The 4,719-nt window shown below is 59.9% G+C and carries 5 protein-coding genes; 3 read left to right on the forward strand and 2 right to left on the reverse strand.

Annotated elements, in window-relative coordinates; genetic code table 11:
* Window positions 1-71 precede the first annotated feature (71 nt).
* Window positions 72-635 carry a Smr/MutS family protein gene (locus BIS10_RS17420; RefSeq protein WP_253507192.1) on the forward strand — a complete coding sequence of 188 codons (564 nt, stop codon included), beginning with the start codon at window positions 72-74 and terminating at the stop codon, window positions 633-635.
* Window positions 636-645: 10 nt separating this feature from the next.
* On the opposite strand, the gene BIS10_RS17425 is transcribed toward BIS10_RS17420, so the two are convergent.
* Complete coding sequence (locus BIS10_RS17425) at window positions 646-1,695, reverse strand: patatin-like phospholipase family protein (protein WP_253507195.1); 1,050 nt, start codon at window positions 1,693-1,695, stop codon at window positions 646-648.
* A gap of 28 nt (window positions 1,696-1,723) precedes the next feature.
* Window positions 1,724-2,614 carry an alpha/beta fold hydrolase gene (locus tag BIS10_RS17430; RefSeq protein WP_253507198.1) on the reverse strand — a complete coding sequence of 297 codons (891 nt, stop codon included), beginning with the start codon at window positions 2,612-2,614 and terminating at the stop codon, window positions 1,724-1,726.
* Window positions 2,615-2,938: 324 nt separating this feature from the next.
* Here BIS10_RS17430 and BIS10_RS17435 point away from each other — a divergent pair, with 324 nt between their 5' ends.
* Together BIS10_RS17435 and BIS10_RS17440 are read left to right on the forward strand one after the other, a co-directional pair.
* Window positions 2,939-3,397 carry a LexA family transcriptional regulator gene (locus BIS10_RS17435; RefSeq protein ID WP_213262259.1) on the forward strand — a complete coding sequence of 153 codons (459 nt, stop codon included), beginning with the start codon at window positions 2,939-2,941 and terminating at the stop codon, window positions 3,395-3,397.
* Window positions 3,394-4,719, forward strand: a 1,326-nt coding sequence (locus BIS10_RS17440; protein WP_253507201.1) for a Y-family DNA polymerase, incomplete at its 3' end; no start/stop codon positions are given. The genes BIS10_RS17435 and BIS10_RS17440, both read left to right, overlap by 4 nt.

Here is a 4,719-nt window from a genome sequence, read left to right on the forward strand (position 1 = left end):
ATACTGTCTCGCCTTAGCATTTTCTATCCACCGCCCCTTTTTCACCACTACTTAGTTGATTCGAGCCGACCATGACGCGACACCTGCCCAACGATGACGATATCAGTGCCTTTCGCCAAGCGCTGCAGGCGGCAGGCGTACGCCGTATTGCCACGAACCAAGCCGACCCCGGTAAGCCCAAACGCCAGTCAGACGCCAGCGAAGCGCGCCGCCGAGCGGCGGTAGAGAGCAATACACTGCAAACCAGCGGGCGCACCTCCGATGGCCGTGTAGAAGCCGTGCGGCCGTCAGAGTACCTGGAGTTCAGCGTGCCCGATCTGCCCTGGCGCACGTTTAGCCAGCTCAAGCGTGGCCAAACGGTGTGGCAGGCGGGGTTGGATCTGCACGGCTATACCCTGGAAGAAGCGCGGCTGGAACTAGAGAGCTTCCTGCGCGATGCCGCCGGCCAGGGGCTGCGCTGCGTGCTGGTGGTACATGGCAAGGCGTGGGGCACCACGTCTGATTTCCCGGTATTGAAAAGCCACACCAACGCGTGGCTGCGCGAGTGGCCCGGCGTGCTGGCGTTCTGCTCCGCCACTGATATCGATGGCGGCACCGGGGCGGTGTATATTCTGCTGCGCAAACGCGGCCAGTAATTCATGTTGTTTATTTAGTAGCGTCAGAGGCAATGCTAGGCATGCGCCGCTCCAAGGCTTCATCGGCCAAATGGCGGCCTAAGCGGATGAGCTCCTTCGCCCGGTGAAACTCGTAGGTGCTGCATACCGTTTTAGGAATTTCGATCAGCACATCCGGTGGGTAGCCGGCTACCTTATATTTCGCCAGCGCTGCCTGGGTAATATCAAACGATTCCAGAATCATATCCAGCTTGCCCCACTCGCGCTTGCCGCGCAGGTCTACTGTTTCATCGTCGTCGCTCTCTTCACTGCTGCCGCCTAGGCCACCCCATAGCCGCCGCGTGGTCGCGCGCACCTCCTCCATCCAGCCGCCAATATTGGCGTCGCGGTCCCGCTCCAGGGCGGTGCGGCTGTCGCTACTCTCTTCTTGTGGCAGCAGCTCCTCTAGCGTGACCGGCTGCGGGCTGTGAGCGGTGACGTTCACCGCCACCACGAAATCCGCCTCATGGGCAGCCAACACTGGCATCATTGGCAGCGGGTTGAGTAACCCGCCATCCACCAGTACCTGTTCGCCAATGTGCACGGGGGTAATCACCCCTGGCACCGCAATCGAGGCGCGAATGGCGCGTAGCAGCGGGCCGTTTTGAAACCATACTTCCCGCTGGCGCACGAGGTCGGTGGCCACGGTGGTCACTGGAATGGGCAGGTCTTCAATCAGCCGGTCGCCCACTAGCTCCTCCAGCTTGCTCATCACTTTGTTGGCACGCATCGCCCCCATGGGGCTCCAGGTCACATCGACCAGCTTGAGCACGTCCAAGTAATCAAGGTTACACACCCACTCCCGGTACTCCGGCAGCTTGCCCGAGGCGTAAATGCCGCCGATCAGCGCCCCCATGGAGCATCCGGCAATCGAAATAATCTCGAAACCACGCGCCTCCAGCGCTTCAATCACGCCAATATGCGCATAGCCCCTAGCACCGCCGCTACCGAGCACCAGCGCTACTTTATTGCCACCGCCCAGCGTCCTCCCCGTTAATTGGCTGACCACGTTCTGCCCCTCCTTTGTGGCATGGCGTCTCATACGCACGCGCTTTTCTTTTGATGCAACGTTAACTGGTCGTGCATCCTTCTAAGCAAATCACCTCGGCCACACGCTCAACGGCCTGTGGTTCCAAATGCAGATGGTGGCCACCTGCCAGCACGTGCCGGGTGAGTCGCGGCACCGCCTGCCTTGCCTGGGCTGCCCAGGCGCGCTCGCCCAAAATCCCTTGCTCTCCTTCTATTAATAGCACGGGGGCTTGGATCTCAGCCAAAACGGCCAGCACCTGCTGCGGTGTAAAGCGCACCAGCGAGGGCTTGAGCAGGCGGCTATCGGTACGCATTTGTACTTTGCCATCGGCGGTGGCCTGGGTATTACGCTCCACTAACGGTGTAGCAGTGAGGCTATCCAGCGGCGTGACACCACCTGCGACGCGGGCCGCCACGGCACTCTCAATATCTAGGTAGCGGGGCGCGCGGGAAGGCGGCCGCCGGTGGGCGATAATGCCTTTGCGTAGCTGGCTTGCCGTCTCTTCAGCGGGTGTATTCAACGCGCCTAAACCATCTATCAAAATTAAGCGGGCTACTTTTTCAGGCAGCGCTGCGGCCAGCAGGCAGGAAACCGCTGCCCCCATCGAGTGCGCCAGCAGCGTGGTCTGCTCAAGGCCTAGCGCCTCCATGGCATCCAGCACATCATGGGTGTAATCCCATAGCGCGTAGTCGTTGCCAGCAGGGGCATGGGCTGAGAGCCCGTGGCCACGAAAATCGATCGCCACGATGCGAATATCCAGCGCGTTCACCAACTGCGGGGCTAAGCGTGAAAAGCTGGCGGCGTTATCCAGCCAGCCATGCAGCGCTAGCCATGTGGGCGCGTCACTACGCCCCCAGCTCAGCGCCGCTAGCCGCCCATCAGACAAGGAAAGCGGCTGAGGGGTCGTGCCCGCTCGGGAAGAGTCATTCATAAATGGGTATCTCACAGCGAAAATCCGGCGCGTCAGATGACGCTCTTAGGCGCAAACGTTACCATGCTCAGCGCAGCGCTTGTGCTGCTTTTACGCGGCCATGGGCCACAACGCTTTTCTTATTCTGATTGGAGAGATTGCCATGAAACCTCGCCGCGATACCCGCGCCCGCAACCTTGTGTTCTTTATTACTGTCGTGAGCGCCCTAGTCGTGGGGCTATGGTTAGCCCGCTGAGGGCAGCGCTTGCAATTTCTCCCCCATGAATAAATACTGTTTAAATATACTGTACATAAACACACTATTTATTCATGAGGATGCCGACGATGCCGTCTCAACCCATCCATCTTGCAACAACCGTGGTTGCGACAGCCTTGCCGTTAACTTCTCAGCCGCTGCCTTTTCCTCTGCTCACAGGCCGTGCAGGCTTTAGCGGCTTTCCCTCTCCTGCCCAAGATTACGAGCCGCGCACTCTCGACCTCAATGCGCGGCTGATCAAGCACCCTACCCAAACGTTTTACCTCACCGCGACAGGGGACAGCATGGAGGGTTGGGGCATCTTTGACGGTGATTTACTGGTCGTCGACCGCAGCGTCACGCCGCGCCTAGGGCATATTTTGGTCGCCATGCTGGATGAAGAAGTGCTAATCAAACGCTATGCGCTGCATCGCGGCACGCCGCACCTCTGCTCGGCCCATCCCCACTATCCGCCGCTGCCCCTGGAAGGTACCGACTGCCAGCTATGGGGCGTGGTGCGCGCGGTGATTCACGAGTATCTGCCGTGATCGGGCTGGTGGATGCCAATAATTTTTACGTCTCCTGTGAGCGGGTGTTCAATCCGGCGTTGGAAGGCAAACCCGTTGGCGTGATGTCGAATAACGACGGCTGCGTGATTGCCCGTTCAGCAGAGATGAAAGCCATGGAGATCGCCATGGGCACGCCCGCATACCAGTTAGAGGGGCTACGCCGCCGCGGGGTAATCCACCTGCTCTCTTCTAACTACGAGCTGTACGGCGATATGTCAGCGAGGCTTGCCCAGCTGCTGCGCGATGCGTGCCCCGAAGTGGCCCCCTACTCGATTGATGAGATGTTTATTTATCTGGATGGTCTCAGTGATACCCAGTGCCAAGCGCTGGGCACAGCACTGCGCCGCCGCATTCGTCGCTATTTGGGGCTTCCGGTGTGTATCGGGCTGGCCCCTACGCATACGCTGGCGAAGCTCGCCAATCACCTAGCCAAAAAACAGCCTCACTACGCAGGAGTGTGTTTACTCCACGGTGAAAGCGCTACCACCCAGGCAGTGCTGAAACAGCTGCCGGTAAGCGATGTGTGGGGAGTGGGCAGGCGCCTTGCCGAACGATTAGCGGTCAGCGGCATTCGCACCGCCTGGGATTTGCGGGAGCACGACCCCAAACGGCTACGCAAACGCTTCTCGGTGGTTCTAGCCCGCACCGCCTTAGAGCTGCGCGGTACGCCCTGCCTAGAGTTGAATGCCGTTGAGCAGCCTCGCCAACGCATCATGACCTCACGCTCGTTTGGTAAAACCACCGGCGTGAAAGAGGAGCTTCACGCGGCGCTGCGCCGCCACGCCCAGCGCAGTGCCGAAAAACTGCGCCAGCAAGGCAGCCTTGCCCGCGCCGTCCTACTGTTTTTAAACACCAACCGCCACCGCAAGGACCAGCCCCAGCTGTCGCCTAGCGCGATGATTCCGCTTGAAGCGCCCACCGACGATACTCGCGTCATTCTGGAAGCCGTTCGCGAAGGGCTCGACCAGATGTATCGCCCTGGCTTTCAGTTTATGAAGGCAGGCGTGATGCTGCTGGACTTGGTGGATGCACAGCAGTATCAGCTCTCTCTGCTACAGCCAACCACCAAGGCGCACCCTCACTTGATGAAGGCGGTAGACGAGATTAATCAGAAGATGGGGCAAGGCACGCTGCGCTTTGGGATGACTGACGCCGACGCGCCTTGGCAGCTGCGCTGTGAGCACCGCTCAAGACGCTACACCACCTGTTGGGATGAGTTAATGGAGGCAGGCACTCACCCTGGCGCGATTGCCGCCGCCAGGGTGAAGCGTGAACAGCAGCGCTTAGCGGGCGGAAAGCGC

It is taken from the genome of Halomonas sp. 707B3 (assembly GCF_024158645.1).
GTDB classification, from domain to species: domain Bacteria; phylum Pseudomonadota; class Gammaproteobacteria; order Pseudomonadales; family Halomonadaceae; genus Vreelandella; species Vreelandella lionensis.